This is a genomic window from Streptomyces sp. NPDC031132, assembly GCF_055570595.1.
Map to the genome: position 1 here is coordinate 48684 of NZ_JBVIGX010000006.1, position 24820 is coordinate 73503.

General features: G+C 73.0%; 17 protein-coding genes. 10 read left to right on the top strand and 7 right to left on the bottom strand.

Annotation, left to right across the window (positions count from 1 at the left end; genetic code table 11):
• Positions 1–18: 18 nt before the first annotated feature.
• A complete protein-coding gene (locus ACZ49B_RS11430; RefSeq protein WP_468303549.1) occupies positions 19–939 on the top strand; it encodes an NADP-dependent oxidoreductase in 921 nt (306 codons plus the stop codon).
• 66 nt (positions 940–1005) lie between these two features.
• On the opposite strand, the gene ACZ49B_RS11435 is transcribed toward ACZ49B_RS11430, so the two are convergent.
• The 6 genes from ACZ49B_RS11435 to ACZ49B_RS11460 all read right to left on the bottom strand — a co-directional run bounded on the left by ACZ49B_RS11435 (position 1006) and on the right by ACZ49B_RS11460 (position 7113).
• Positions 1006–2337, bottom strand: a complete 1332-nt coding sequence (locus ACZ49B_RS11435; protein ID WP_468303553.1) for an LLM class flavin-dependent oxidoreductase — start codon at positions 2335–2337, stop codon at positions 1006–1008.
• Positions 2338–2688: 351 nt separating this feature from the next.
• Positions 2689–3654, bottom strand: a complete 966-nt coding sequence (locus ACZ49B_RS11440; protein WP_468303556.1) for an ABC transporter permease — start codon at positions 3652–3654, stop codon at positions 2689–2691.
• Positions 3651–4496: an ABC transporter ATP-binding protein gene (locus ACZ49B_RS11445; RefSeq protein ID WP_468303558.1), complete on the bottom strand. Its 846-nt coding sequence runs from the start codon at positions 4494–4496 to the stop codon at positions 3651–3653. The genes ACZ49B_RS11440 and ACZ49B_RS11445 overlap by 4 nt, the downstream gene beginning before the upstream one ends.
• Before the next feature lie 5 nt (positions 4497–4501).
• Positions 4502–5533: an ABC transporter substrate-binding protein gene (locus ACZ49B_RS11450; RefSeq protein WP_468303560.1), complete on the bottom strand. Its 1032-nt coding sequence runs from the start codon at positions 5531–5533 to the stop codon at positions 4502–4504.
• 38 nt (positions 5534–5571) lie between these two features.
• Positions 5572–6135 (bottom strand): NADPH-dependent FMN reductase, encoded by a 564-nt coding sequence (ssuE, locus tag ACZ49B_RS11455; protein ID WP_468303563.1) that lies wholly within the window; start codon positions 6133–6135, stop codon positions 5572–5574.
• A gap of 42 nt (positions 6136–6177) precedes the next feature.
• The gene (locus tag ACZ49B_RS11460) at positions 6178–7113 is read right to left on the bottom strand and encodes a TauD/TfdA dioxygenase family protein (RefSeq protein WP_468303565.1); all 936 of its coding nucleotides are present in this window, start codon (positions 7111–7113) and stop codon (positions 6178–6180) included.
• Between the two features lie 754 nt (positions 7114–7867).
• Between ACZ49B_RS11460 and ACZ49B_RS11465 the strand changes: the two genes are divergently transcribed.
• Genes ACZ49B_RS11465 through meaB form a run of 3 tightly spaced genes read left to right on the top strand, consistent with a single transcriptional unit; the run spans position 7868 to position 12960 of the window.
• On the top strand, positions 7868–9763 hold the full coding sequence (locus tag ACZ49B_RS11465) for a methylmalonyl-CoA mutase family protein (protein ID WP_468303566.1): 1896 nt from the start codon (positions 7868–7870) through the stop codon (positions 9761–9763).
• Positions 9760–11964, top strand: coding sequence for a methylmalonyl-CoA mutase (gene scpA / locus ACZ49B_RS11470; RefSeq protein WP_468303568.1), 2205 nt, complete (start codon positions 9760–9762; stop codon positions 11962–11964). Before ACZ49B_RS11465 ends, scpA begins: the two co-directional genes overlap by 4 nt.
• 9 nt (positions 11965–11973) lie before the next feature.
• Positions 11974–12960 (top strand): methylmalonyl Co-A mutase-associated GTPase MeaB, encoded by a 987-nt coding sequence (gene meaB / locus ACZ49B_RS11475; protein WP_468303571.1) that lies wholly within the window; start codon positions 11974–11976, stop codon positions 12958–12960.
• Positions 12961–13123: 163 nt separating this feature from the next.
• On the opposite strand, the gene ACZ49B_RS11480 is transcribed toward meaB, so the two are convergent.
• Positions 13124–14125: an asparaginase gene (locus tag ACZ49B_RS11480; protein WP_468303574.1), complete on the bottom strand. Its 1002-nt coding sequence runs from the start codon at positions 14123–14125 to the stop codon at positions 13124–13126.
• 133 nt (positions 14126–14258) lie between these two features.
• Here ACZ49B_RS11480 and ACZ49B_RS11485 point away from each other — a divergent pair, with 133 nt between their 5' ends.
• From ACZ49B_RS11485 to ACZ49B_RS11510, 6 genes are all read left to right on the top strand, one after another.
• A complete protein-coding gene (locus tag ACZ49B_RS11485) occupies positions 14259–14714 on the top strand; it encodes an Lrp/AsnC family transcriptional regulator (protein WP_468303577.1) in 456 nt (151 codons plus the stop codon).
• 44 nt (positions 14715–14758) lie between these two features.
• Positions 14759–16864 carry a protein kinase domain-containing protein gene (locus tag ACZ49B_RS11490; RefSeq protein ID WP_468303580.1) on the top strand — a complete coding sequence of 702 codons (2106 nt, stop codon included), beginning with the start codon at positions 14759–14761 and terminating at the stop codon, positions 16862–16864.
• A 54-nt stretch (positions 16865–16918) separates the two neighbouring features.
• A complete protein-coding gene (locus ACZ49B_RS11495) occupies positions 16919–17869 on the top strand; it encodes a protein kinase family protein (RefSeq protein ID WP_468303582.1) in 951 nt (316 codons plus the stop codon).
• 5 nt (positions 17870–17874) lie between these two features.
• On the top strand, positions 17875–20091 hold the full coding sequence (locus ACZ49B_RS11500) for a protein kinase domain-containing protein (protein WP_468303585.1): 2217 nt from the start codon (positions 17875–17877) through the stop codon (positions 20089–20091).
• Positions 20092–20313: 222 nt separating this feature from the next.
• Positions 20314–20733 (top strand): effector-associated constant component EACC1, encoded by a 420-nt coding sequence (locus ACZ49B_RS11505; protein ID WP_468303587.1) that lies wholly within the window; start codon positions 20314–20316, stop codon positions 20731–20733.
• Positions 20730–24629 carry a caspase, EACC1-associated type gene (locus tag ACZ49B_RS11510; RefSeq protein WP_468303589.1) on the top strand — a complete coding sequence of 1300 codons (3900 nt, stop codon included), beginning with the start codon at positions 20730–20732 and terminating at the stop codon, positions 24627–24629. Before ACZ49B_RS11505 ends, ACZ49B_RS11510 begins: the two co-directional genes overlap by 4 nt.
• The last annotated feature ends 191 nt before the right edge of the window (positions 24630–24820 follow it).

Consider the following 24820-nt stretch of genomic DNA (forward strand, 5'->3'; position numbering starts at 1 on the left):
CTCCCGTTGGGGACGATCATGAAGGCAATCACGTACAGCGCATACGGAACTTCCGAGAACCTCACGCTCGTTGACGTACCGCAGCCCAAGGTCGGTCCGGGCGAGGTGCTGGTCCGGGTGAAGGCCGCCGGCGTGAACCCGGTGGACTGGAAGCTCGCCGCCGGACATCTCGACCCGATCCTCGAGGTCCGCTACCCCGTCATACCCGGCTGGGACGTCGCCGGAATCGTCGAGGCCGTCGGCCCCGACACCTTCGACTACGCGGTCGGCGACGAGGTCTACGGGTACGTCCGCAAGGAGTGGGTCGAGCTCGGCACCTACGCCGAAGTGGTCACCGCCCCCGTCCGGACGCTGGCCCGCAAGCCGCGCGAGCTGACCTTCGAGCAGGCCGCGGGCATCCCGCTGGCCGGCCTCACCGCCTACCAGTCCCTCGTCCGCGTGGGCCTCAAGGCCGGCGAGACCGTGGTCATCCACTCCGCGGCCGGCGGCACCGGCTCGCTCGGCGTGCAGATCGCCGTCGCGCTCGGCCTGCGGGTCATCGGCACGGCCGGCGCGCACAACCACGACTACCTGCGCTCGCTCGGCGCCGAGCCCGTCCTGTACGGGGAGGGCCTCGCGGACCGGATCCGCGCGCTCGCCCCCGAAGGCATCGACGCGGGGCTGGACTTCTTCGGGGACGGCGCCGTCGAGATCCTCCAGTCGCTCGTCAAGGAGCGCAGCCGGGTGGTCTCCATCGCCGACTACGAGGCCGCAGCCAAGGGCGCGCACCAGCTGTGGGTGCGCCCGGACTCCGCCGACCTGACGTTCCTCGGGGAACTGGCCGACGCGGGGAAGCTCACGGTCAACGTGGAGCACGCACTGCCGCTCGCCGAGGCCGCGAAGGCCTGGGAACTCAGCGCGGCGGGCCGCACGCGCGGCAAGATCGTCCTGACGGTCTGACGACACGCGGAAGCCGCCGGAGCACGAGACTCCGGCGGCTTCCGCACGCTCAGCTGCCGAGGCCCCTCACGAGGCGGCCTGCGCGTACCGGTTCGCGGGGCGCGGCAGGCCGTAGTTCTCGCGCAGGGTCGTGCCGGTGTACTCCGTACGGAACAGGCCGCGCTCCTGGAGGATCGGCACGACGTGGTCGACGAAGGCGGTCAGCCCGGTCGGCAGGACGGGCGCCATGATGTTGAAGCCGTCGGCGGCGCCCTGAGTGAACCACTCCTCCAGCTGGTCGGCGATCTGCTCGGGCGTGCCGGCGAAGACGCGGTGGCCGCGGCCCGCGCCGAGGCGGGCGATCAGCTCGCGCAGGGTGAGGCCGTCGCGGCGGGCCAGTTCGGCGACGAGGGTGAAGCGGCTCTTGTTGCCGTTGATGTCCCGCTCCTCGGGGAGCTCGGGCAGCGGGCCGTCGAGGGGGTGCCCGGTGAGGTCGGTGCCGAGCATGCCGGAGAGCTGGGCGAGCCCGTACTCCGGCACCTGGAGGTCGGTCAGCTCCTGCTCCAGGGCCTTCGCCTCGGCCTCGGTGGAACCGATGACGGGCGCGATGCCGGGGAGGACGAGCAGGTCGGACCCGGTACGGCCGTACTTGGCGAGGCGCGACTTGAGGTCCTTGTAGAAGGTCTGGCCGTCGGCGAGGGTCTGCTGGGCGGTGAAGACGGCCTCGGCGTACCGGGCGGCGAACTCCTTACCGTCCTCGGAGGAACCGGCCTGCACGAGGAGCGGGTGGCCCTGCGGGGAGCGGGGCACGTTGAGCGGGCCGGCGACGCCGAAGTACGTGCCGCGGTGGGCGGCGGGGTGGAGCTTGTCGGTGTCGGCGTAGATGCCGCGCTCCTTGTCGAGGACGATCGCGTCGTCCTCCCAGCTGTCCCAGAGCTTGGTGGCGACGTCGAGGAACTCGCGGGCGCGGTCGTAGCGGAGGCTGTGCTCGAGGTGCTCGTCCCGGCCGAAGTTGCGGGCCTCGTCGACGGTGCCGGAGGTGACGATGTTCCAGCCGGCGCGGCCGTTGCTGATGTGGTCGAGGGAGGCGAACTTGCGGGCGAGGTGGAACGGCTCGTTGAAGGTGGTGGAGACGGTGGCGATGAGCCCGATGTGGTCGGTGACGGCGGCGATCGCGGAGAGCAGGGTGAGCGGCTCGAACCCGCCGAGGGCGTTGTAGCGGGCCTTGCCCCAGAGGGCGAGCCCGTCGGCGAAGAAGACCGAGTCGAGCCGCCCGCGCTCGGCCGTCTGCGCCAGTTCCTGGAAGTACCGCAGGTCGGTGACCCGCTCGGGGCTGCTGCCGGGGTGCCGCCAGGCGGCGTCGTGGTGCCCGGCGTTCATGAGGAACGCGTTGAGGTGGAGGGTCCGGGGTGCGGTCATGGTGGTGTTCCTTGGGTCGGAGAGTGGGAAAGGCCGGACCTGAGCCCAGCCCCGCCGGGCGATTGAGACGCGGGCCCGTGTAGAGCCCCGGCCCCGCCGGCATTTGAGGCGCAGGCCCGCGCGGAGCCCCACCCCAGCCCCGCCGGCGATCGAGACGCAGGGTCCGGGCGGAGCCCCACCCCAGCCCCGCCGGCGATTGAGGCGCGGGGCGCGGGCAGAGCCCGGGGAACGGTGGAAGGGTGGGTAGGGGACAGCCCCGCGCAGCGGAACGGCTGTACGCCGGGCGAGCGGTGCTGCCGGGCCCGACGGGGGCGGACGGGCGGGCCCGTCGGCGGCTCGGGCCCGGAGGCGTCAAGCGGCCGGCACCCGCCAGAGGCTGAGACGGCGCTCGATCAAGACCAGCAACTGGTTGAAGGCCACGCCGATGGCGGAGATGGTGACGATGCCGGCATACATCTCCGGGATCGCGAAGTTGTACTGCGAGGCGTTGATCAGGTAGCCGAGGCCCGCCTTGGCGCCGATCATCTCGGCCGCCACGAGGACCAGGATCGAGACGGCTCCGGCCAGCCGGATGCCGGTGAAGACGGCCGGTACGGACGCCGGCAGGATCACCTTCTGGAACAGCCTCGGTGTCGACAGGTCCATGGACCGGGCGAGTTTGACCAGCGTCGGGTCGGCGTTTCCGACGGCGCTGATCGTGTTCAGCAGGATCGGCCAGACGCACGCGTAGACCACGATGGAGACCTTCGAGGTCTCCCCGATGCCGAGCAGCAGCACGAACACCGGCAGCAGCGCGAGGGCCGCCGTATTGCGGAACACCTCCAACAGCGGGCCGAGCAGCGCCGCGACGGGGCGGTACCAGCCGATGAGCAGGCCGAGCGGGACCGCGACGACGACGGCGATGCCGAAGCCGCCGAAGGAGCGGACGAGACTGGCCTGCGTGTGCTCGGCGAGCTGGCCGTTGCCCGCCAGTTCCCACCAGGCCGCGGCGACCTCGCTGACCGGCGGGAGGAAGGTGGCGTCGACGAGGCCGAGCCGGGGCGCGGCCTCCCAGAGGGCGAGCAGGGCGACGATCGCCCCCGAGCGGAGGGCCGCCGCACGCAGCCACCGGGCAATCGCGCGCAGGGCGGACGGGGCGGGCGGAGCCGGGGCGGGAGCCGGCGGGGCGGGCGGGACGGGCGCGGGTTCCCGTACCGGCGCGGCCTCGCGTACCGGCGCCGAATCCCCTACCGGCGCGGGCGCATGGGTGCGCCCGGGGTTCTCCCGACCGACCTCCGCCCCGGCCGCGGTGCTCTTCGTATCGGTTCCGGTGCTCATACGGTGGCCTCCTCCTTCTCCAGTTGCTGGGCGCGGGCCACCTCGTCGTGGAGCAGGGTCCAGATCTCGTGGCGGTAGCGGGCGAATTCCGGGCTGGAGCGCAGCTCCTCCCCGCCGGCGCCGGTGGCCCGGTCGCCGAAGGAGACGGGGACGGCCTCCTTGATCCGGCCGGGGCGGGAGGTCATCACGGCGACCCGCTGCCCGAGGTACACGGCCTCCTCGATCCCGTGCGTGATGAACACGACGGTCTTGCCGGTGCGCTGCCAGATGCGGCGCAGCTCGTCCTGGAGGGATTCGCGGGTCTGCGCGTCGAGCGCGGCGAACGGCTCGTCCATCAGCAGGACGTCCGGGTCGTAGGCCAGGGACCGGGCGATCGCCACGCGCTGGCGCATGCCGCCGGACAGCTCGTGCGGGTGGCGGTCCTCGAAACCGCTCAGGCCGACGAGGTCCAGGAACCCCCGGGCCCGCTCCGTGCGTTCACGCCGGGGGACGCCCGTCGCCTCCAGCCCGAACTCGATGTTGCCGAGCGCGGTGCGCCAGGGCAGCAGGGCGTACTGCTGGAAGACGATGCCCCGGTCCAGGCCCGGTCCGGTGACCGGCTCCCCGTCGAGGAGGATCCGGCCGGAGGTGGGCCGGGTCAGTCCTCCCAGCAGGTCGAGGAGGGTGGACTTGCCGCAGCCGCTGGGGCCGACGACCACCACGAACTCCCCTGCCCCGATCTCGAGGTCCACTCCGTCGAGGGCGGTGAAGCTGCCGCCGTCGCCGGGGGCCCCGGCCCTGCTGCCCTTGGCCTGCTTCCTCGGGAAGGTCTTCGTCACGGACTCGAACACGATCTTCGCCACGGTGCTCAGCCCTTCCCCTGGTCGTTGAACTCGTTCGTGTACAGGTCGGCGGCCTTGACCTGGCCCTTCTTGACCTCGCCGCGCTCACCGAGCCAGTCGATCCACAGCTGGAACTCCTTGTCGGCGATCCGGCCGCCGGTCTCGGCGACCCCGAACGAGCGCCAGTACTTGAGGGTGGCGGTGTCCTCGTTGCGGCCGCGCTTCTTGACGATCTCGGTCATCCGGGCGATGACCTCCTCGCGCGGGGTGGTCCGGGACCATTCGATGGCCTTGGCGACGCCGGTCGTGAAGGTCCGTACGGTGTCGGGGTTCTCCTTGATGAACTGCCGGGTCATCACGTACGACCCCGCGCTGAAGGCGCCCAGCAGCTCGTAGTCCTTGAACAGCGGACGTATGCCCCCGGCGGCGAGGGCCTTGTCGCGCAGGACTCCGCTGAGCACGCCGACCTCGATCTGCTTCTGCCGCAGCGCCTGTTCGGTGTTGACCGGCGGGACCACCAGGGACTCGACCTTCGCCGCATCGGCCTTGGAGAGGCCGTTGCGCTCCAGGTAGATCTCCAGCAGCGCCTGGGCGTGGGCGCCCAGCGTGTTCATGCCGACCTTCTTGCCGATCAGGTCGCGGGGCGAGCGGATCGGGCTGTCCTCCAGGACGTAGTAGCCGAGGTAGGTGTCCTTGTCGGAGCCGTAGTAGGAGATGACGGACTGGATTTGGGCCTTGCTCGCGGCGAGTTTGACGATCGCGCCGTTGAAGGCCCCGCCGAAGTGGGTCTGTCCGGTGGCGGCGGACTGGATGTCCTGGGGTCCGCTGATGGTGTTGCCGACCCAGTCGAGGGTCAGGCCGCCCAGGTAGCCGAGGTCCGCGGCCAGCTCGGGGAGCAGGACCGCGCCGACGGCCCCCTGGTACTTGAGGTTCGTGACCTGCTTGGCGGATCCACCGGTGGCGGTGGCCGTGCCGCAGCTCACCGCGGCCGCCGAGATGCCGAGCAGGGTGAGGAACTGGCGTCGGGAGGTGGAGGTGGAGGCGAGGGCTGCGGGCATGGGGGTTCCTTGTCGGGAATCGGGGGTTTTCGGGGCTGCTACGGGGCGGTCGTCGCGAAGGAAGCGGCGGAGGCCCGGGCGTTCAGCGCGTCGGCGAACTCGTCGACGGCCTGGAAGAGGTCCAGCTCCGCCTCGGGCCGCAGCCGGTCGGGGCCGTCCCCGCGCTCCACGGAGGAGTCCAGGACGAACCGCCCGGCGGTGACGTGCCGGGCCCCGAGGGCGGCGAGGACGGGGCGCAGGGCGTAGTCGAGGGTCAGGACATGGGCGAGGCTGCCGCCGGTCGCGATCGGCAGAACCGTTTTGCCGGCCAGCCCGTCCTGCGGGAGCAGATCGAGGAAGGCCTTGAGCAGGCCGGTGTACGAGGCCTTGTAGACCGGGGTCGCGACGATGATCCCGTCGGCGGCGGCGACGGCTTCGAGGGCCCGGCGGATCTCCGGCTCGCCGCGGCGGGCGGCGAGGAGGTCGGCGGCGGGGAGCTCCCGTACGGCGAGGTGGCCGGTGTCGTACCCGGCGTGGGAGAGGCGGCGCAGGACGTGGTCGGCGACGACGGCGGTACGGGAGTGCGGGGAGGGGCTGCCGGAGAGGGCGAGCAGGGTGGGCACGGGGCCTCCTTGGGGCGTCGTACGAGGGGCGGGCGGGGCGGGTCAGACGCCGGCGGATGCGCCGGAGGGGATGCCGAAGGACGGGTCGGGCACGGCCTCCGGGCTGATCAGGCGGGACGGGACCCCGTCCGGGCCGACCGGGACGTCGCCGTCCACCGTCACGCGGCGCAGGGTGCGCTCGTGGTCGTCGGAGTCGTCGACGCCGTAGTGCTGGGTGGCCCGGTTGTCCCAGATCGCGACGTCGCCGGCCCGCCACTGCCAGCGGACGGTGTTCTCGGGGCTCTCGATGTGCGCCTGGAAGAGGTCGAGGAGGGCCCGGGAGTCACGGCCGGTGAGGCCCTTGATCCGCTGGACGAAGTTCCCGAGGAGCAGGGTGCGTTCACCGGTCTCGGGGTGGACGCGGACGACGGGGTGCTCGGTGAGGAACTCGGTGGAGGTGAACACCTCCCGGTACTGGGCCAGCGCCTCGGGGAGGGCGTCGGGCCTGAGGGCGGCGTAGTCGTACGCGTTGGAGTGCACGGCGCGCAGGCCGTCGGCGAGGCTGCGCAACGGCTCGGGCAGGTTGGCGTAGGCGGTGGCGGTGTTGGCCCAGAGGGTGTTGCCGCCGTACGGGGGGATCGTGACGGCGCGGAGGACGGAGAAGGCGGGGTAGGCGGGGACGAAGGTGACGTCGGTGTGCCACTGGTTGGCGCGGGCGCCGTGGTGGGAGTCGATGCCGAGGGCGTAACGGCCGTCGGCGGAGGGCACGGTGGGGTGGGCGACGGGCGTGCCGAGGAGCTGGGCGAAGGCTTCGTGGCCGGCCTCGTCGAGGTGGTCCTGGTCGCGGAAGAAGACGACCTTGTGGGCGAGGAGCGCGGCGCGGATCTCGGCGACGACATCGCCGCCGATCCCTCCACCGAGCCGCACACCCCCGATCTCGGCACCGATCCGCCCGCCGATCCGGGTGACGGTGGGCTGGGTACGGGTGGCAGTGCTCATGAGGACTCCCTCGGGTTGGTTTTCGCGCGGAGAAATGGAATGCACGGGCAAGCCTGTTGACGCAGACAGGGGGCAGCCGTGGGCGGGGCTGGTGAGCGGAGGCCGGGACCGGGCCGGTGGCCGGTCGGACCGGACGCCCGTCGCCAGGGTCGGAAGGCGTGCGGCGAGCGGGCGGCGCGGAGCCGGGCGGTTCTGAGCCGGAGTGGCCGATGGCCGGTTCGGCGGAAGGCCGAACGGTCTACGGTCAGGGCCCGGGGCGGCGCTTAAGCGCGGCGCGGGGCCGGACAGCGGCCCGGACACGAACCCGGCGCGGTACAGGAGCCGGGGGTGTGGAGCCGCGGGGCGGGAAGCTCGAACGCGGACATGGCTCGGAGACTGTCAGCGGCCCGAACACGGGTCAAGCCCTGCCCGGCAGGCCGGAACGACCCCGGCCCGAAGCTCCCGCCCACCCCGGCACACCGGCTCTGACCTGGCCCCATGCCCTCCCCGGAACGCATCGCGCAACACTGCGCGGCGGCCGAAAACGGTGGCCGGATTTCATGCCCCTGCAACGCGACCGCCACGCGTTCGCCGACACCGCTGTCCGTCGTCCCCGGTTCGGATGCCCTCGAGGCCGAACCCGCCCGCCGGGGACGGGCCAGGTGGCCGCCCGCCCAGGGTGCTCTTTCGTGACCCGACCCGTCTCACATGAGAGGGCGAGATCACACCCTGTCGTTATAGTGGTTCCCAAGGTGACCCCCCTAGCATTCGAGCCATGACGGTCCTGCCTGATGACGGGCTCTCCTTGGCCGCCGAGTTCCCTGACGCGACGCATGAGCAGTGGCAGCGCCTGGTAGAGGGCGTTCTACGCAAGTCCGGCAAGGATGTATCCGGCGAAGCTGCAGAAGACGCGTTGTCCACAAAGCTCGAGGACGGGCTCACCACCCGCCCGCTGTACACCGCGCCCGAAACGGCCGACGAAACCGGTTTCCCCGGGTTCGCACCGTTCGTCCGGGGCGGCAGCCCCGCCGGCGGTGCCGCCGGCGGCTGGGACGTGCGGCAGCGGCACCTCGGCAGTGATCCCGCACGGGTGAACGAGGCCGTTCTCACCGACCTCGAGAACGGGGTCACCTCCCTCTGGCTGTCGCTGGGCGGACCCGGCGGACTCCCCGTCGACGCGCTCCCGCGCGCCCTCGAAGGCGTCTACCTCGACCTGGCACCCGTGTCCCTGGACGCCGGAGCCGAATACGCCGACGCCGCCCGTGCCTTGCTGCGCCTGTACGCCGAGCGCGGTGTGCCCCCCGAGGCCGCCCGCGCGAGCCTCGGCGCCGACCCCCTGGGCCACGAGGCCCGTACGGGTGAGGCCCTGGAGCTGGCCGACGCCGTCGAGCTCGCCCGGGAGGCGGCCGCCCACTGGCCCGGCGTCCGCGCCCTCGCCGTCGACGCCCTGCCGTACCACGAGGCCGGCGGTAGCGCAGCCGAGGAGCTGGGGCTGTCCCTGGCCACCGGCGTCGCCTACCTCCGCGCCCTCACCGAAGCCGAAACCGATGCCGATGCCGGCAACGGCAGCAGCACCCTCGGCGTCCAAGCCGCCCTCGGCCAGCTCGAGTTCCGCTACGCCGCGACCGCCGACCAGTTCCTCACCATCGCGAAGTTCCGCGCCGCCCGCCGCCTGTGGGCCCGGATCGCCGAGGCCTGCGGGGCCCCCGACGCCGGCGCCCAGCGCCAGCACGCCGTCACCTCGCCGGTGATGATGACCCGCCGCGACCCCTGGGTGAACATGCTGCGCACCACCGTCGCCTGCATGGCGGCGGGCGTGGGCGGGGCGGACTCGGTCACCGTGCTCCCCTTCGACCACGAGCTGGGCCTGCCGGACGCCTTCGCGCGCCGCATCTCCCGCAACACCTCCACCATCCTGCTGGAGGAGTCGCACCTGGCCCGCGTCATCGACCCGGCCGGCGGCTCGTACTACGTCGAGCAGCTCACCGACGAACTCGCGCACGCCGCCTGGGAGTTCTTCCAGACGATCGAGAAGGCCGGCGGCCTGGCCGCCGCCCTGCGCTCAGGGCTGGTCGCCGACCGGCTCGCCGCGACCTGGGCCGAGCGCTCCAAGAAGCTCGCCAAGCGCCGCGAACCCGTCACCGGCGTCAGCGAGTTCCCGCTCCTCTCGGAGAAGCCCCTCGACCGCGAGCCCGCCCCGGCGGGCCCCACCGGCGGGCTGCCCCGCGTACGGCGCGACGAGGCGTACGAGGCGCTGCGCGCCCGCAGCGACGCGCACCTGGCCGCGACCGGGAACCGCCCGCGGATCTTCCTCGCCGCGCTGGGCCCGGCGGCCGCGCACACCGCGCGCGCCACCTTCGCCGCGAACCTGTTCCAGGCGGGCGGCGTCACACCCGTCCACGACCCGGTGTCGGTGGACCCGGCGACGGCCGCCGAGGCCTACGCCGCGAGCGGCGCGGACGGCATGGCCGTGCTGTGCTCCAGCGACGCGCTGTACGAGGAGCAGGCCGAGGCGGTGGCCGAGGCCCTGCGCGCGGCCGGTGCGACGACCGTGTTCCTCGCGGGCAAGCCCGGCACGTCGGCCGGCGCCGTGGACGAGTACGTCTTCGCCGGCTGCGATGCGGTCGCCGTGCTGTCCTCCGTACTCGACCGGATGGGAGTCGCTCTGTGAGCAGCATCCCCGATTTCTCCACGCTCGCCCTGGGCGGCGGCGCCTGCGCGGCCGGCTCCGAGGACCAGTGGCGTGCGGCGGTGAAGGAGTCCACCGGGACCGCCGCCGGCGACCTGCTGTGGGAGACCCCCGAGGGCATCGGCGTGAAGCCGCTGTACACCGGGCGCGACCTGGAGGGCCTGGACTTCCTGCGGACCTACCCGGGCGTGGCCCCGTACCTGCGCGGCCCGTACCCGACCATGTACGTCAACCAGCCCTGGACGATCCGCCAATACGCGGGCTTCTCCACGGCCGAGGAGTCGAACGCCTTCTACCGGCGCAACCTCGCGGCCGGTCAGAAGGGCCTGTCGATCGCCTTCGACCTGCCCACGCACCGCGGCTACGACAGCGACCACCCGCGCGTCACGGGCGACGTCGGCATGGCGGGCGTGGCGATCGACTCGATCTACGACATGCGCCAGCTCTTCGACGGCATCCCGCTGGACAAGATGACGGTGTCGATGACGATGAACGGCGCGGTGCTGCCGGTCCTCGCCCTCTACATCGTGGCGGCCGAGGAGCAGGGCGTCTCGCCCGAGAAGCTCGCCGGGACCATCCAGAACGACATCCTCAAAGAGTTCATGGTCCGCAACACCTACATCTATCCGCCCAAGCCCTCGATGCGGATCATCTCGGACATCTTCTCGTTCACCTCGCAGAAGATGCCGCGGTACAACTCCATCTCGATCTCCGGGTACCACATCCAGGAGGCCGGGGCCACGGCCGACCTGGAGCTCGCGTACACCCTCGCGGACGGCGTGGAGTACCTGCGCGCCGGGCAGGCGGTCGGGCTGAACGTGGACGCCTTCGCGCCGCGCCTGTCGTTCTTCTGGGCGATCGGCATGAACTTCTTCATGGAGGTCGCGAAGCTGCGCGCCGCGCGCCTGCTGTGGGCGCGGCTCGTCAAGCAGTTCGACCCGCAGAACGCCAAGTCCCTTTCCCTGCGCACGCATTCGCAGACCTCGGGCTGGTCCCTGACCGCGCAGGACGTCTTCAACAACGTCACCCGCACCTGCATCGAGGCGATGGCGGCGACCCAGGGCCACACCCAGTCGCTGCACACCAACGCCCTCGACGAGGCGCTCGCGCTGCCGACGGACTTCTCGGCGCGCATCGCCCGCAACACCCAGCTGCTGCTCCAGCAGGAGTCGGGGACCTGCCGGTCGATCGACCCGTGGGGCGGCAGCGCGTACGTCGAGAAGCTGACGTACGACCTGGCGCGCCGGGCCTGGCAGCACATCCAGGAGGTCGAGGCGGCCGGCGGCATGGCGCAGGCCATCGACGCGGGCATCCCGAAGCTGCGCGTGGAGGAGGCCGCCGCCCGTACGCAGGCGCGGATCGACTCGGGGCGCCAGCCGGTGATCGGCGTGAACAAGTACCGGGTGGAGAACGACGAGCTGATCGACGTGCTCAAGGTCGACAACTCCTCGGTGCGCACCCAGCAGATCGAGAAGCTGCGGCGGCTGCGCGAGGAGCGCGACGAGGCGGTCACGCAGGACGCGCTGCGGGCGCTGACCAACGCGGCCGAGCGGGGCGCCGGGCAGGGCATGGAGGGCAACCTCCTCGCGCTGGCGGTGGACGCGGCGCGGGCCAAGGCGACCGTGGGTGAGATCTCGGACGCACTCGAGAAGGTGTACGGGCGGCACGCGAGCCAGATCCGTACGATCTCGGGTGTGTACCGCACCGAGGCAGGCGAGTCCCCGAACGTGGAGCGCACGCGTGCGCTGGTCGACCGGTTCGAGGAGGCGGAGGGCCGCCGTCCGCGCGTCCTGGTCGCCAAGATGGGCCAGGACGGGCACGACCGCGGCCAGAAGGTGATCGCGACCGCCTTCGCCGACCTGGGCTTCGACGTGGACGTCGGCCCGCTGTTCCAGACCCCGGCGGAGGTGGCCCGTCAGGCCGTCGAGGCGGACGTCCACGTGGTGGGCGTGTCGTCGCTGGCAGCCGGCCACCTGACCCTCGTACCGGCGCTGCGCGAGCAGTTGGCGGAGGAGGGGCGCGAGGACATCATGATCGTGGTGGGCGGGGTGATCCCGCCGGCCGACGTGCCGACGCTGCTGGAGATGGGCGCTGCGGCGGTGTTCCCGCCCGGCACGGTGATCCCGGACGCGGCCCACGACCTGGTGACGCGGCTGGCCGCGGATCTGGGCCACGAGCTGTAGGCGCGGCCGATGCCTCCGAAGATCGACATCGAGGCCTACGCGAAGGGGGTGCTCGACGGGAAGCGCGCGTTCATCGCGCGCGCGATCACGCTCGTCGAGTCCACCCTGCCCGCTCACCGGGCGCTCGCTCAGGGGCTGTTGACCGAGCTGCTGCCGCATGCGGGGCGGGCCCGGCGGATCGGCATCAGCGGGGTGCCGGGCGTGGGCAAGTCCACGTTCATCGACGCGTTCGGCACGATGCTGACGGGGCTGGGCCACCGGGTCGCGGTCCTGGCCGTGGACCCCTCGTCCACCCGCACGGGCGGCTCGATCCTGGGTGACAAGACCCGGATGGAACGCCTGTCGGTGGACCCGGCGGCGTTCGTACGCCCCTCTCCTTCGGCCGGCACGCTGGGCGGGGTCGCGAAGGCCACCCGCGAGTCGATGATCGTGATGGAGGCCGCGGGCTACGACGTGGTCCTCGTCGAGACGGTCGGCGTGGGCCAGTCGGAGACGACGGTGGCCGGCATGGTCGACTCCTTCCTCCTGCTCTCCCTGGCCCGTACGGGGGACCAGCTCCAGGGCATCAAGAAGGGCGTCCTGGAGCTCGCGGACGTCCTCGCGGTGAACAAGGCGGACGGCCCGCACGAGCGCGACGCGAAGGCGGCGGCGCGGGAGTTGTCGGGCGCGCTGCGCCTGATGCACCCCGCCGATGCGGCATGGACTCCGCCGGTGCTGACGTGCAGTGCGCAGGAGTCGGCGGGTCTGGACGAGGTGTGGAACCGGCTGGAGCAGCACCGGCGGCTGCTGGACGCGGGGGGCCGGCTGGCGGCCAAGCGGGCGGCGCAGCAGGTGGAGTGGACCTGGTCGATGGTCCGGGACGAGCTCCTGGAGCGGCTGCGCGCCAGTCCGTCGGTCCGCGACCTGGCCCCGGGCCTGGAAGCGTCCGTCCGCGCGGGCACGGTCACCCCCACCTCGGCGGCGGACCGCATCCTGTCAGCGTTCTCGGGCCACTGACGGCCCGGCCCGGCAGAGTCGAGCCCCGCCGGCGTTTGAGGTGCGGGGGCGCGAGCGCCCCCGCAACGGCGCCGCAGACGCAACGGGGGTTCGGGGCTCGCCCCGAGAAACGGTGAAAGGGCGGGGCGGGGAGACGGCACCGCGCGGCGGAGCGCCAACCGGCTCAGGCAGTGACCAGCGCCGACCCCGCCGAAGAAACACTGCGCTGCAGAATACGGACCTGGTCCGCCGCATCCCCGGACGCCAGCAGCGCCGAAAGCACCGCGATCCGCGCCTGCGGCGCCCGCAGAGTCCCCGTCGGGACCGCTCCCGCCGCCACCAGGTCCACCGCACCGCCGTGCGTGTAGATCTCCGTCACCGGCCCGGCGGCCACCCGCGTGGTCAGCGCCACCAGTACGCCCCGTGCAACGGCGTCCTTCACCGCGTCCACGATCTCCGGCGTCGCGTTGCCCGCGCCCGTGCCGATGAGGACGATGCCCCGCGCACCCGCCGCGACCGCCGCGTTCAGGAGCACCGGATCGCCGTCCGCGTGGTGCATCACCATGTCCACCCGCGGCGGCAGCTCCGGCATCGCGGGCAGCGGCAGCGGCTCCGGGCGCTGCGGGGTGCGCAGCATGGTGACCTTGCCGAAGCCGATCTTCCCGAGCAGTTGCTCGGAGGGGTCGGCGAACGCGTCCAGCGCCACCGCCTGGGTCTTCACCGTGCCGCGGGCCGCGTGGACCCGCCCCCCGAAGGCGATCAGCACGCCGAGCCCGCGCGTGCCGGCCGCGGTGAGCAGCGCGTCGTACAGGTTGCCCGGGCCGTCGCCGTCGGCGGTGCCCATGGGGCGCTGCGCGCCGGTGAACACCACGGAGCGCGGGTCGTGGTGGTGCAGGTCGACCAGGAAGGCCGACTCCTCGAGGGTGTCGGTGCCGTGCGTGACGACGATGCCGTCCACGCCCGGGTCGGCGAGCACCTCGTGCACGGTACGCAGCAGGGTGAGCTGGTGGGCGGTGGTGAGCCGGGGGCTGTTCACGCTGAACAGGTCCACCACCTCGACGGTGATGTCCTCGGGCAGCGGCGCGGTGGCCATGACCTCGCTGCCGTCGGCGTCGGCCGCGAAGCCGGAGCCCTGCCAGCGGCTGGCTATCGTCCCGCCGGTGCTGATGACGACGATCCGTCCCATTGGCCGCGGCCGCCCTTCCCTCGCGTGTCTCTCGTACACATGTGCTGAAAGCAGCAATGATACGGACATCCATGCGCAATACGATTGCCTCTTCAACCCAGCTCTCCGCCACCCAGTAGGTGATAATTGCGCAATGGACGCGATTGACCGGGATATCTTGCGCGAGCTCCAGGCGGACGGCCGCCTCAGCAACCAGGAGCTCGCCGCGCGCGTCGGCCTGACCCCCTCCCCCTGCATGCGCCGGGTGCGCCAGCTCGAGCAGGACGGGGTGATCCAGGGCTACCGCGCGGTGATCTCCCCCGAGGCGGTGGGCCGCGGCTTCGAGGTGCTGGTCTCGGTCGAGGTACGCCGCGACCGCGCCGCCGTCGAGGCCTTCGAGGCGGCCCTGCAGGACATCCCGGACGTCATCGAGGCCTACCGCCTCTTCGGCAGCCCCGGCTGCCTCCTCCGCATCGCCGTCGAGGACCTGCGCGCGTACGAACGCCTCTGGATCGAAAAACTGACGGCCCTCTCCGGCGTCACCGAGGTCAACTCCCAGATCATCATGAAGCGCATCAAGGAACCCACCGGCCTGCCCGTCGAGCGCTGACGCCGCCCCAGACGTACCGGACCAAGCGAAGGAAGCAGCACCCCATGGAACCTCTCGGCACCGGCGACCCGGTCCGGCTGGGCCCGTACCGACTCCTCGGCGTCCTCGGCGCCGGCGGCATGGGCAAGGTCTACTTCGGGCGGGACGACGCCGGCCGGACGGCAGCGGTCAAGGTGCTGCTGCCGGAGCTCGCGCACGACCCGAACCTCGCCCAGCGGTTCGTCCGCGAGGCGCACACCGCGCAGGCCGTCACCAGCTCCGGCGTCGCCCGCGTCCTGAACGCGATGAGCGAGGACGGCAACCGGCCTTGGATCGCCACCGAGTTCCTGACCGGACCCACCCTCGACGACGCCGTCCGCCGGTACGGGCCGTTCGGCGCCGACGCGGTCCGCGCACTGGCGGCCTCCCTCGCCACCACCCTGCGCGAGATCCACGCCGCGGGACTGGTCCACCGCGACCTGAAGCCTGCCAACATCGTGCTCACCTCCGACGGGCCGCGCGTCATCGACTTCGGCATCGCCCGCCCCGAGCACGGGCTGACGCTCACCACCACCGGCCAGGTCCCGGCCACCCCCGGCTACGGAGCCCCCGAGCAGGTGCTCGGCCGGCGCGTGGGTCCCGCCGCGGACGTCTTCTCGCTGGGCGCGGTGCTCGCGTACGCGGCGACCGGGCAGCGCGCCTTCGACGGGACGCACGTGGCCGCCGTGCAGTACGAGGTGGTGCACGGCGAGGCCCAACTCACCGGGGTTCCCGACGAGTTGCGACAGCTCATAGCACCCTGCCTCGCCAAGGACCCCGCCCGACGACCGACCCCCGAGCAGATCGCGGGCGCCTTCGCACCGCCGCGCGGAGCGGACCGCGTCTGGCGTACGGGGCCGCTCGCCCAGGACATCGCGCGGCGCGGGAGCGAGGCCGAGCGGCAAGCCGCCACGGTGATCGGCCAGGGGCCCGGAACCGGACCGTCCCGCAGGCGGTTGCTGCGCGCCTCCCTGGCGGCCGGCGGCGCGCTGGCCGCTACCGGCGGCGCGACGGGCGCCTGGTGGCTGATGCGCGACGAAGCCCTCCCCCCGCCCGGCACGGCCCACAACGCGCAGCCCCTTTCTTCGCTCTCCACGCAGTCCGGCACACCTCCGGACCCGCTGTGGGGCCCGCTGCCGGTAGCGGCGCAGGCGGTGGACGGCGTGGTCACCACCCCGCTCCCGCTGCTCGACGTGGTCGTCTTCGCCGCGAAGGAGGGCGGGCTGGCGGCCCGGCTGACGGCCGACGGCAAGGAGAAGTGGCGGCTGCCCGGCACCGTCCCCGCCGCCGGCCTGGTCGCCCTGCCCGGCAACCGATTCGTCACCGGCGGTCCCGGCGGGGGGCTGCTGTGCTTCGAACCCTCCACCAGCAAGCGGCTGTGGACGGTCGCCGCCGACACCCACCGCATCCTGGCCGCGGACGCGTCGACCGTGTACCTGGTGACCCGGGACGGGCGGCTGCGTGCCGTGGACACCGGCACCCGCAAGGTCCGCTGGACCGTGGCGCTGGCGCAGGACGCCCTGCGGGCGCCCGGCTCCAAGGCCGCACCCGGTGCACGGGCCGCGGCCGGCCCGGACCGGCTCGTGGTCTGCGGCGCCGACGGCACCGTGATCGCCGTCGACACCTCCACGGGCGGCACCATCTGGGAGGTCGTCAGTCAGGCACGGTCCGCCGTGCAGCCGCTCGTCGTGGCGGATGCGGTGTACCTCGGCGGCCGGACGCTGAAGGGGCTGAACATCCGGACGGGCACCGAGCTGTGGGACCCGACCGACGCGAAGGAGCCCCCGAAGGAGGACAGCGGCGGCTGGGGGCCGCCCGTCCGGTACGGCGAGTCCCTGTGGGCCATGGACGGTACGGCGATGAGCCAGGCGCGGCTCGCGACCGGACTGCCCACCCCGTACGGCAGCGCCGTCCACGGCCCCCTGCCGCACGTACCCCCCGTGGTGCAGGCCCGTACGGTCTTCGCCGTGGAGGGCGAGGGGCAGGGCGTCTCGGCGTACTCCGCCTTCGGCGGCAAGCGGTACTGGACCTGGTCGCCCGAGTCGCGCGGGGTCTGGGCGATGGCCGGCGCGGGAAACCGCCTGTTCACCGTCAACAGCTGGAAGCTGACCGCCCTGCCGGTCGTGGACTGACGATCGCCTAGGCTCGGGGCTCGGGCCGGGCAACCGAATGGGGAGAGCGCGCACATGGAACGCCTGCGGCAGGACGACCCCGCGCTGATCGGGCCGTTCGCGACCCTGGCGCGGCTCGACGCGGAATCCGCCGAGCGCTCCGTGCCCGAGCGCCGCTACCTCGCGCGCAGCGCCGACGGGGAGCGCACCGTCCTCGTCGGCGTACCGCGGGTCGGGGCCGACCCCTCCCGGTGGGCGGTCGAGGTCGAGGGCGCGCGGCGGCTGCGGCTGCCGCGGTTCCTCGACGTCGCCGAGGTCGGCGGCACGGCCGGCTTCCCCTGGTACGCGACCCCGTACGAGCCGATGCTGCCGCTGCCGGCGGTGCTCGCCGCCTACGGCGGTCCGCTGCCCGACGACGTCGTACGCGGGCTCGGTGCCGCGCTCGCGGAGGGGCTCGTCGCCGCGCACGCCCGCGGAGTGGCGCACGCGGGGCTGTCGCCGGCCGCCGTGCTGGTCACCTCCGGCGGGCCGGTGCTGTCCTGCGTCGGCGCCGTGCGGGCCGCCGCTCCCGACGGGGTGCCCCGGGCCGGGCTGCCGGGGCTCGACCCGGGCTGTCTGGCTCCGGAACTGGCCTCGGGCGCAGCCCCCGGCCCGGGCGGGGACGTCTTCGCGCTGGGATCCGTACTGGCCTACGCGGCGACCGGCCACACGGTGCCCGAGCAGGGCGAACTGCCGCCTGGGTTGCGCGGGTTGGTCGGTGCTTGCCTGGCGCGCGATCCCGCGGACCGGCCCGGGTCGGCCGGGGAGCTGCTGCGCGGGCTGGCCGCCCCGGCGCGGGTCCCGGACCCGCGGCTGCCGCCCTCCCCCGGACCCGCCACGGCCGTCGACGGCGCCGCTCCCCCGGTCGTACTGCCGGGCCGCGTCGTCGCCGCGCTCGCCGCCCAGTCCGCGTGGCTGCTCGCCGCCGAACTCCCGGCGGCACAGCAGCAGTTCGCCTCATCCGCATCACCGCAGAAAGTGCACTGACCCCGATGCCTCCCCTCCCGTCCCCGCTCGCACCGCTCACGCACGACGACCCCGTGCACCTCGGTGGCCACCGGCTGCTGGCCCGGCTCGGCAGCGGCGGCATGGGCACGGTCTACCTGGCCCGGTCGGCGGGCGGGCGTACGGTCGCGCTCAAAACCGTGCACACCCGCATCGCCGCCGACACCTCCTTCCGCACCCGGTTCCGGCTGGAGTCCGACGCGGCGCGGGTCATCGGCGACCGGTACGGGGCGCGCGTGTTCGGCGCCGACCCGCTGGCGCCGACACCGTGGCTGGCGACCGAGTACGTGATCGGCCCGCAGCTCGACGAGGCGGTGCGCCTCGGCGGTCCGCTGCCCGAGGCGTCGGTCCGGTCGCTGGGCGCCGATCTCGCGCGGGCCCTGGGCCAGTTGCACCGCTCGGACGTGGTGCACCGCGACCTCAAGCCCTCCAACATCATGGTCACCGCCGCCGGGCCGAAGGTCATCGACTTCGGCATCGCGCGCGCCCTCGGCGACGAACGCCTGACCAGCACCGGGGCCGCGGCCGGCACCCCCGCCTTCATGTCGCCGGAGCAGGCCGGCGGCCTCGAACACACTCCGGCCGGCGACGTGTTCGCGCTCGCGGGCGTCCTGGTCTTCGCGGCCACCGGGCACGGCCCGTTCGGCGGCGGCCAGGCCGCCGACCTCCTCTACCGGGTGCGGTACGCGGAGGCCGACCTCGGCGGCGTCCCGGTCGCACTGGCGCCGCTGCTGGCCCGCTGCCTGAGCAAGGACCCCGCCCTGCGGCCGGGCACCGACGAGCTGGCGGAGCTCCTCTCCCCCGGTGAGGCGGCCGTCTTCGCCGACGGGCTTCCGCAGCCGGTCCTCGCGGACATCGCCCTGCGGGCCGCGGCGGTGTGGCAGGCGCCGCCGCCCCGGCTCGCGGCGCCGGCCGAGGAACCGGATACCGCCGTTGCGGCGCAGACCGGGATGTCGCGGCGCAGGCTCCTGACGCTGGGCGCCGGAGCGGCGGTCGCCGGGACCGTACTTGCTGCGGGCGGCGGCTGGTGGGCCTGGCGCAACAGCCGCTCGGAGACCGCGGCGAAGAAGCAGCCCCTCCTCCAGCCGCCGCCCGAACCGCTGTGGTGGGCCGACGCGACGATCCCCCTGGTCCGCCCCGAGCCCCTGTTCGTGGGCGATGTCCTGGTTGCGGCCGCGGGGATCACGGTCGAGGCCGTCGACACGCGGACCGGCAAGGACGAGACGGAGTTCCTCGGTTACGCGGACCGCTGGCGGGTCGGCACCGACGGCAAGGTCCTGTACGGGCTCGGGAGGCGGGACCCCGACACCGCACCCGACAAGGCGGTCGCGGTCTCCGTGCTGCCCATGCAGTACGTGGAACGCGGCAAGGAGGCGCCGCCCCGCGTTCGCCTGCCCGCGTACGACGGCACCCACCCCCTGACCCAGATCCTGGGCGCGAGCGGGGACACGGTGTTCCTGCACGCGAAGACCGCGGGAGGCGAGCAGTGGTGGGTGGTGGCCGCGAGCCTGACCTCCGGCAAGGAGCTGTGGCGCCGGCCGGCGGCCGGCCCCACCCCGCACCAGATCGAGCTCGAGTACCCAGCTGTGCTGCGGCTGGGGGCCGTACGCGGCGGGGTGCTGCTGTGGCAGCGGGCCGAACTCGGCGACGACCTGCGGGTCTCCCACCACGACGCCGCGAACGGCACCGAACGCTGGTCCGCGACCCTGGCGGCGCCGGGCGCGACCCCGGACCAGCCGGCCACGGACGACGACCACGTCTACCTCGGCGCGGCCACGGTCCAGGCCCTCCGCCTCTCGGACGGCAAACCCGCCTGGTCCTTCGGCGAGGGCCGCGACGTGGGCCCGGTCGCGGGCAAACGCCGCTACGGCATCCCGACGGTCCGGGACGGCGTGGTCTACGCCGTCGAGGGCACCCACGGCCTCGTCGCCCTGGACGCCCGCACCGGAGCAGAACGCTGGCACGAGACCACCCTGAAGAAGTCCGCCGCGGGCGAGTCCACGCCCAACCGCGACGTGGCCCCGGTGGCCACGCCGAACCACGTCTACTTCCTGGACACCCTGGGCGTCCGAGCCGTGGACCTCCGCACGCACCGCCCGGTCTGGCGCTACGAAACCAAGGCGACCACCCTGACCCCGGACCCGTCGGGAACCCGGCTGTACGTGCGCGAGAAGGGCAGGATGACGGCCCTCCCGACCGACTGACGGCGCGGACAGCCAGCTCGGGTCAGAACACCGCGGAACCGGCATTGAGCCATGCCTCGATCGTGGAGTCGGGGCGCCCGGCAGGACCGCATGGGCGAAGATGACTGTTTCACGCCAATGACCAGCAGATTTTAGGAAATTGGCGGGTTCGCCGCCGAGGGTCTTCGCTACGCTCGCCCGTCCGTGTGTCCGCCGCACGGGTGACCTAGGGGGACGAAAAGCGTGAGCACAACCACCGACCCGGCGGCCGCCGGCCACCGTATCGCCATCCTCGACGAGGACCCGCTGCGCGCCCGGCGCGAAGCGCGCGAACTGCTCGCCGCCCTCGCCGGGGCCGATCCGCGGGCCGCGCTGGACATCCCGCGCTTGCAGCCCGAGGACGAGACCCTCAAGGGAGGCCCGGTCGCCGACCTGATCGGACTGGTCTTCAGCGGGGGATCGCTCGTCGCCGCCGCCATCCAGGTCTGGCTGGCCCGCGTACCCCAGCGAGCCGTCGTCATCACCCGGGCGGACGGGGCGACGCTCCGCGTGTCCGGCAAAGAGGCCCGGGCCGACAGCGAGCTGATCGACCGATTCCTCGCGGGCGGTGCGGCCGAGGTCCGGGGCGAGGGCGGTGGCGAGGCGGGGCCGGGGGCGCAGTGAGCGACAACGACCGGTACGCGATGCTCATCGGCGTATCCACGTACGACAGCGACCGCTACCACGACCTGCCGCCCGTCCGCGCCGACCTGCACTACATGCAGGCGGTGCTGGAGAGCACCGAGATCGGCATGTACAACGACTGTGCGGTGGTCGCCGAGCCGACCCGCGCCGAAATGCTGTACGCCGTCGAGCAGTTCCTGGAGGAGCGGCAGTCCAGCGAGACGGCGCTGTTCTACTTCAGCGGGCACGGCCAGTTCTGCGAGGCCGACGGGCAGCTGTACTTCCTGACCCGGGACGCCGACCCTGACGACCTGCCGGGCACGGCGGTCCCGGCCGAGTTCCTGGAGCGGATGCTCACCTCTTGCCGGGCCGCGTCGAAACTGGTGCTGCTGGACTGCTGCTCCAGCGGGTCCGTCGTACAAGGTTGGACGGCCAAGGGCGGCCCGGACACCGCCACCGACACCGGCGGAGGGCCTGCCTCGAGTACGCTGCTTCGCCCGACCGGCGTGTACTTCATCACCGCCTCCGACGCCCTTCAGGCCGCGTCCGCCATGGCTCCGGCGGGGTCTTCCCTCGGTACCTCCCGGTTCACCGGGGAGATCGTGGAGGGCTTGCGGAGCGGGCGGATCAAGGCGGGCGGCTGGATCACCCCGGACGACCTGTTCGAGTACCTGACCGCACAGATGGTGATCAAGGGTGTTCCTGAGGACCAGCAGCCGACCAAGTCCACGATCCGGGCCACCCGTTCACTGCCCTTCGCCCGCTCGGTCGCTCGTCCCGTCCGTCTTCCCGAAGCGCCGCGCGACCCGGCCCAGGCCGCCGCTCGAAACGGTGTCTCCCCCACGCTGCTGAAAGCGCGGCAGCTGGTCGACCAGGATGCCGGGGAAGGCGTCGACCCGCAGCGGTTGCTGCGGTACTACGCGCACTGCCTCGGAGCCCAGGCGGCGTCCGGCATGCTGCCGGACCGCGACAGCGGCCGGGGCTCCGCGTACTTCCTGCTGGGCCAGGGCTCGGAGGCGATCCAGTCCGGGTCAGGGCATTCCTTCCCCGCCCCCGGACAGTTGCCCAAGCCGAAGAGCACAGGCGCGCAGGGCGAGGGGGCCGGGCTCCAGGAGTACTGGTACGGGTATCCCGCGGTCACTCTTCCCGAACGCAGCGGGGACGGTCGTCGGCGGGCAGCGGTGCGGATCGCACCGCTGCTGGTCCGGCCGATGGAGCTCGCTCCGGACGAGAACGGCCGCGACCTGCTGCGTCCGAGCGGGGTCCCGTCCCTGCACACCGGTGTGATCACCGCGCTGCTGTCCGACGACGAGGCTGCCGAACTGCTGGCCCGCTGGCAGCCGAGCTGGCAGGAGGGCAACGGCGCCCAGATGGTCAAGGCGGTCCGGGAGCTCCTGAACGAACTCGGTGTTCCGGAGCTGGAGCCCCTCGACCTTTCTTCGCTCAGCGAGCGGTCCGTGATGGACTCGTTGCGGCCCGGCGCCCACAACGCCGCCGTGCTGTTGGTGCCTTCCGGCATGGAGCGGGTCGCGACCGAGGGCCTGGTCGACAATTTGCTCACGATGTCCACGCGCGCCGGCCAGATCGCGGGGACTGCACTGGACGCTCTCCTGACCGGCGGCGGCGACCGGGGTGAGGGGACGGGTCATGATGCGGCGGCCGTGACGGTGGTTTCCCCCGGCCCGTGCAACGAGAGCCAGGAGCAGGTGATCTCCTCGGCGATGACCCGCCGGCTCACCGTCGCGACCGGCCCGCCCGGCACCGGTAAGAGCGAGGTGGTGACGGCCGTGGTCGCGACCGCCGTCGCCGCCGGGCAGTCCGTACTCGTCGCGTCCACGAACAACGAGGCCGTCAACGTGGTGGCCGAGCGGTGCGACGAGATCTCGCCCGGTCTGCTCATGCGGACCGGAAACAGGGACGCCCGGGAACGGGAGGCCGAGAAGCTGGCCGGACTGCTGGCCGAACCGGTCGCTGTCCCGGCCCGGGGCGCCGCGACCGTGGCCGGTGAGCTGCGCAACCGCCAGGCGCGTACGGCCGCACTGCGGGCCGAGGCAGCAGGTCGGATCGGCGAGGAGGCACACCTGCTGGAGCTGGTCCGCGAGCGGGCTCGGCGGGCGGACGGGCTCGCGCTACCCGTACGGCTGCTGGAGGGCGCTTGGGCGGACGCGAATTCGGCTGCGCTCGCCCGCTGGGAGGAGCGCGCCCGGAGGGCCGCCGGAGCCGGCCGGCTGACCCTGGGTGGGTGGCGTCGCGGGCGGGCTCTCACAGCCCTCGTGGGTTCGTCCGGCCGCGCATCCGGTGCTTCGTGGCCGGCTTGGGTCACGGAGCGCCCTGTCCCGCCCGAGCTGCTGCTCGACCTCGCAGAGACCGTGGCGGTGGAGCGGGCCTTGCGGGAGCTCGTACCGGCGCATCTGGCCTGGGACGAGGGCGCGCTGAAGCAGGCCCGGCTGGGGAACGCCGCCGCGTCCTCCGCAGTCTCGGGTGAGCTGGCACGAGCCGCGGCCGCCGAGGCCACTGCGCGAGGCCGGTCGCTGATGAACCAGCGGCTCCAGGCGCTGCGCCGACGCTCCGGCTTTCAGAAGAGCCAGCGCAATCTGATGGCACACCTCAAAGCGTGGGCCATCAGTACGCATTCGGTGCGCCAGCTCGAGCTCGCCCCGAAGCTCTTCGACCTCGTGGTGATCGACGAGGCGAGCCAGTGCTCGATCCCGTCGGTGCTGCCACTGCTGTTCCGGGCGAAGCGGGCGCTGATCATCGGCGACCCGATGCAGCTCGGGCACATTGCCGGGATCAGCCCGGAGCAGGAACGGCAGGCCCGGGTGCGGGCAGGCCTGACCGCCGCGCAGCTGGAGGACCACCGACTGGCCTACCACGTGTACGCCTCCTACCACGCTGCGGCGCAGCACGGTGAGGCGGCACTGCTGCTCGACGAGCACTACCGGTGCCATCCGCAGATCGCGGACGTGGTCAACGGCTACTGCTATGCGGGCCAGTTGCAGGTCCTCACCGATGTCCGCAGGCAGGTCCCACCGGTAGATCCGGCGGCAGCGACCCATCCGGCTCCGGTGCTCGGCTGGGTGGACGTGGCGTACGGCGAGTCGGCGGCCGGCAGCGGCGGCCGGTCCTGGCGTAACCAGGCGGAGGCGGATCAGGTACGGCGGACGGTGGACGAGCTGCTGGCACGGCTGCCCGAGGACGCCACGGTCGGAGTGGTGACGCCCTTCCGCGCGCAGAAGGAGGCGTTGGCCGGGGTGTGGGCCGGTGACGACCGGGTCCGGGTCGGTACGGTGCACGCGTTCCAGGGCGGTCAGCGTGACGTCATGGTCCTGAGCCCGGTGGCCACGGGCAACACCCCGCCGAAGACGACGCACTGGGTGGCGAGCCAGGTCAACCTGTGGAACGTCGCGGTCACCCGGGCGAAGTCACAGCTGATCACGGTGGGGAGCCATCGCTTCTGGCAGGGGCAGGCGGGGCTGCCGGCCTTGCTCTCGGAGCGCTCGACGGTGTTGCGCGCGGAGGCTTCCGCAGACCAGGAGACGGTGGCCGGTCCCCCGGCATCGCCCGGATTCCGCGAGGAGCTCGCCGACCGGCTCCAGGAGTACCTCGGTACCCGTGGCATCACCGACCTGGAACGCGCGGCAGTGGTCGGCGGGCACCCGGTGGACCTGCTGTTCACGGTGGCCGGGGAGAACACGGCGGTGCTCATCGACACGGGCCCCCTGCCCGGGCAGGATCCCGCCCGCCACCTGAGGCTCACCCACGCACGCGGTGACCTGCTGATCGGGCTGCCGTCCGGCGGCCGGGGGGCGAAGCCCGCGCCGGTGGCACGGGCGGTGCGGGTTCCCGCCTGGCGAGTGCCGGCCGGGGAGGCAGCCCTGGACCCGCTCTTCCTCTGACCGCTCCCGCACGGGTCGGCACAGCCGGCCCGCCCGCGGGTTGCCGCGCCCCGGAAGTCCGGCAGCTCGGTGAGCTGCCGGACCACCCGCGGCGGCAACCTGCGGGAGAAAGCAGATCAAGCGAGCGGAGAGCACCAAGCCGCAGGTCAGGCGTCTTCGCGGATCGGCTCCAGGATGGCCACGTACTCCAC

Excerpts from the sequence above, each read along its gene's own strand:
- ACZ49B_RS11430 (WP_468303549.1), top strand. The coding sequence starts at position 19 with ATGAAGGCAATCACGTACAGCGCATACGGAACTTCCGAGAACCTCACG.
- ACZ49B_RS11435 (WP_468303553.1), bottom strand. The coding sequence starts at position 2,337 with ATGACCGCACCCCGGACCCTCCACCTCAACGCGTTCCTCATGAACGCC.
- ACZ49B_RS11440 (WP_468303556.1), bottom strand. The coding sequence starts at position 3,654 with ATGAGCACCGGAACCGATACGAAGAGCACCGCGGCCGGGGCGGAGGTC.
- ACZ49B_RS11450 (WP_468303560.1), bottom strand. The coding sequence starts at position 5,533 with ATGCCCGCAGCCCTCGCCTCCACCTCCACCTCCCGACGCCAGTTCCTC.
- ACZ49B_RS11460 (WP_468303565.1), bottom strand. The coding sequence starts at position 7,113 with ATGAGCACTGCCACCCGTACCCAGCCCACCGTCACCCGGATCGGCGGG.
- ACZ49B_RS11465 (WP_468303566.1), top strand. The coding sequence starts at position 7,868 with ATGACGGTCCTGCCTGATGACGGGCTCTCCTTGGCCGCCGAGTTCCCT.
- meaB (WP_468303571.1), top strand. The coding sequence starts at position 11,974 with ATGCCTCCGAAGATCGACATCGAGGCCTACGCGAAGGGGGTGCTCGAC.
- ACZ49B_RS11480 (WP_468303574.1), bottom strand. The coding sequence starts at position 14,125 with ATGGGACGGATCGTCGTCATCAGCACCGGCGGGACGATAGCCAGCCGC.
- ACZ49B_RS11485 (WP_468303577.1), top strand. The coding sequence starts at position 14,259 with ATGGACGCGATTGACCGGGATATCTTGCGCGAGCTCCAGGCGGACGGC.
- ACZ49B_RS11490 (WP_468303580.1), top strand. The coding sequence starts at position 14,759 with ATGGAACCTCTCGGCACCGGCGACCCGGTCCGGCTGGGCCCGTACCGA.
- ACZ49B_RS11495 (WP_468303582.1), top strand. The coding sequence starts at position 16,919 with ATGGAACGCCTGCGGCAGGACGACCCCGCGCTGATCGGGCCGTTCGCG.
- ACZ49B_RS11500 (WP_468303585.1), top strand. The coding sequence starts at position 17,875 with ATGCCTCCCCTCCCGTCCCCGCTCGCACCGCTCACGCACGACGACCCC.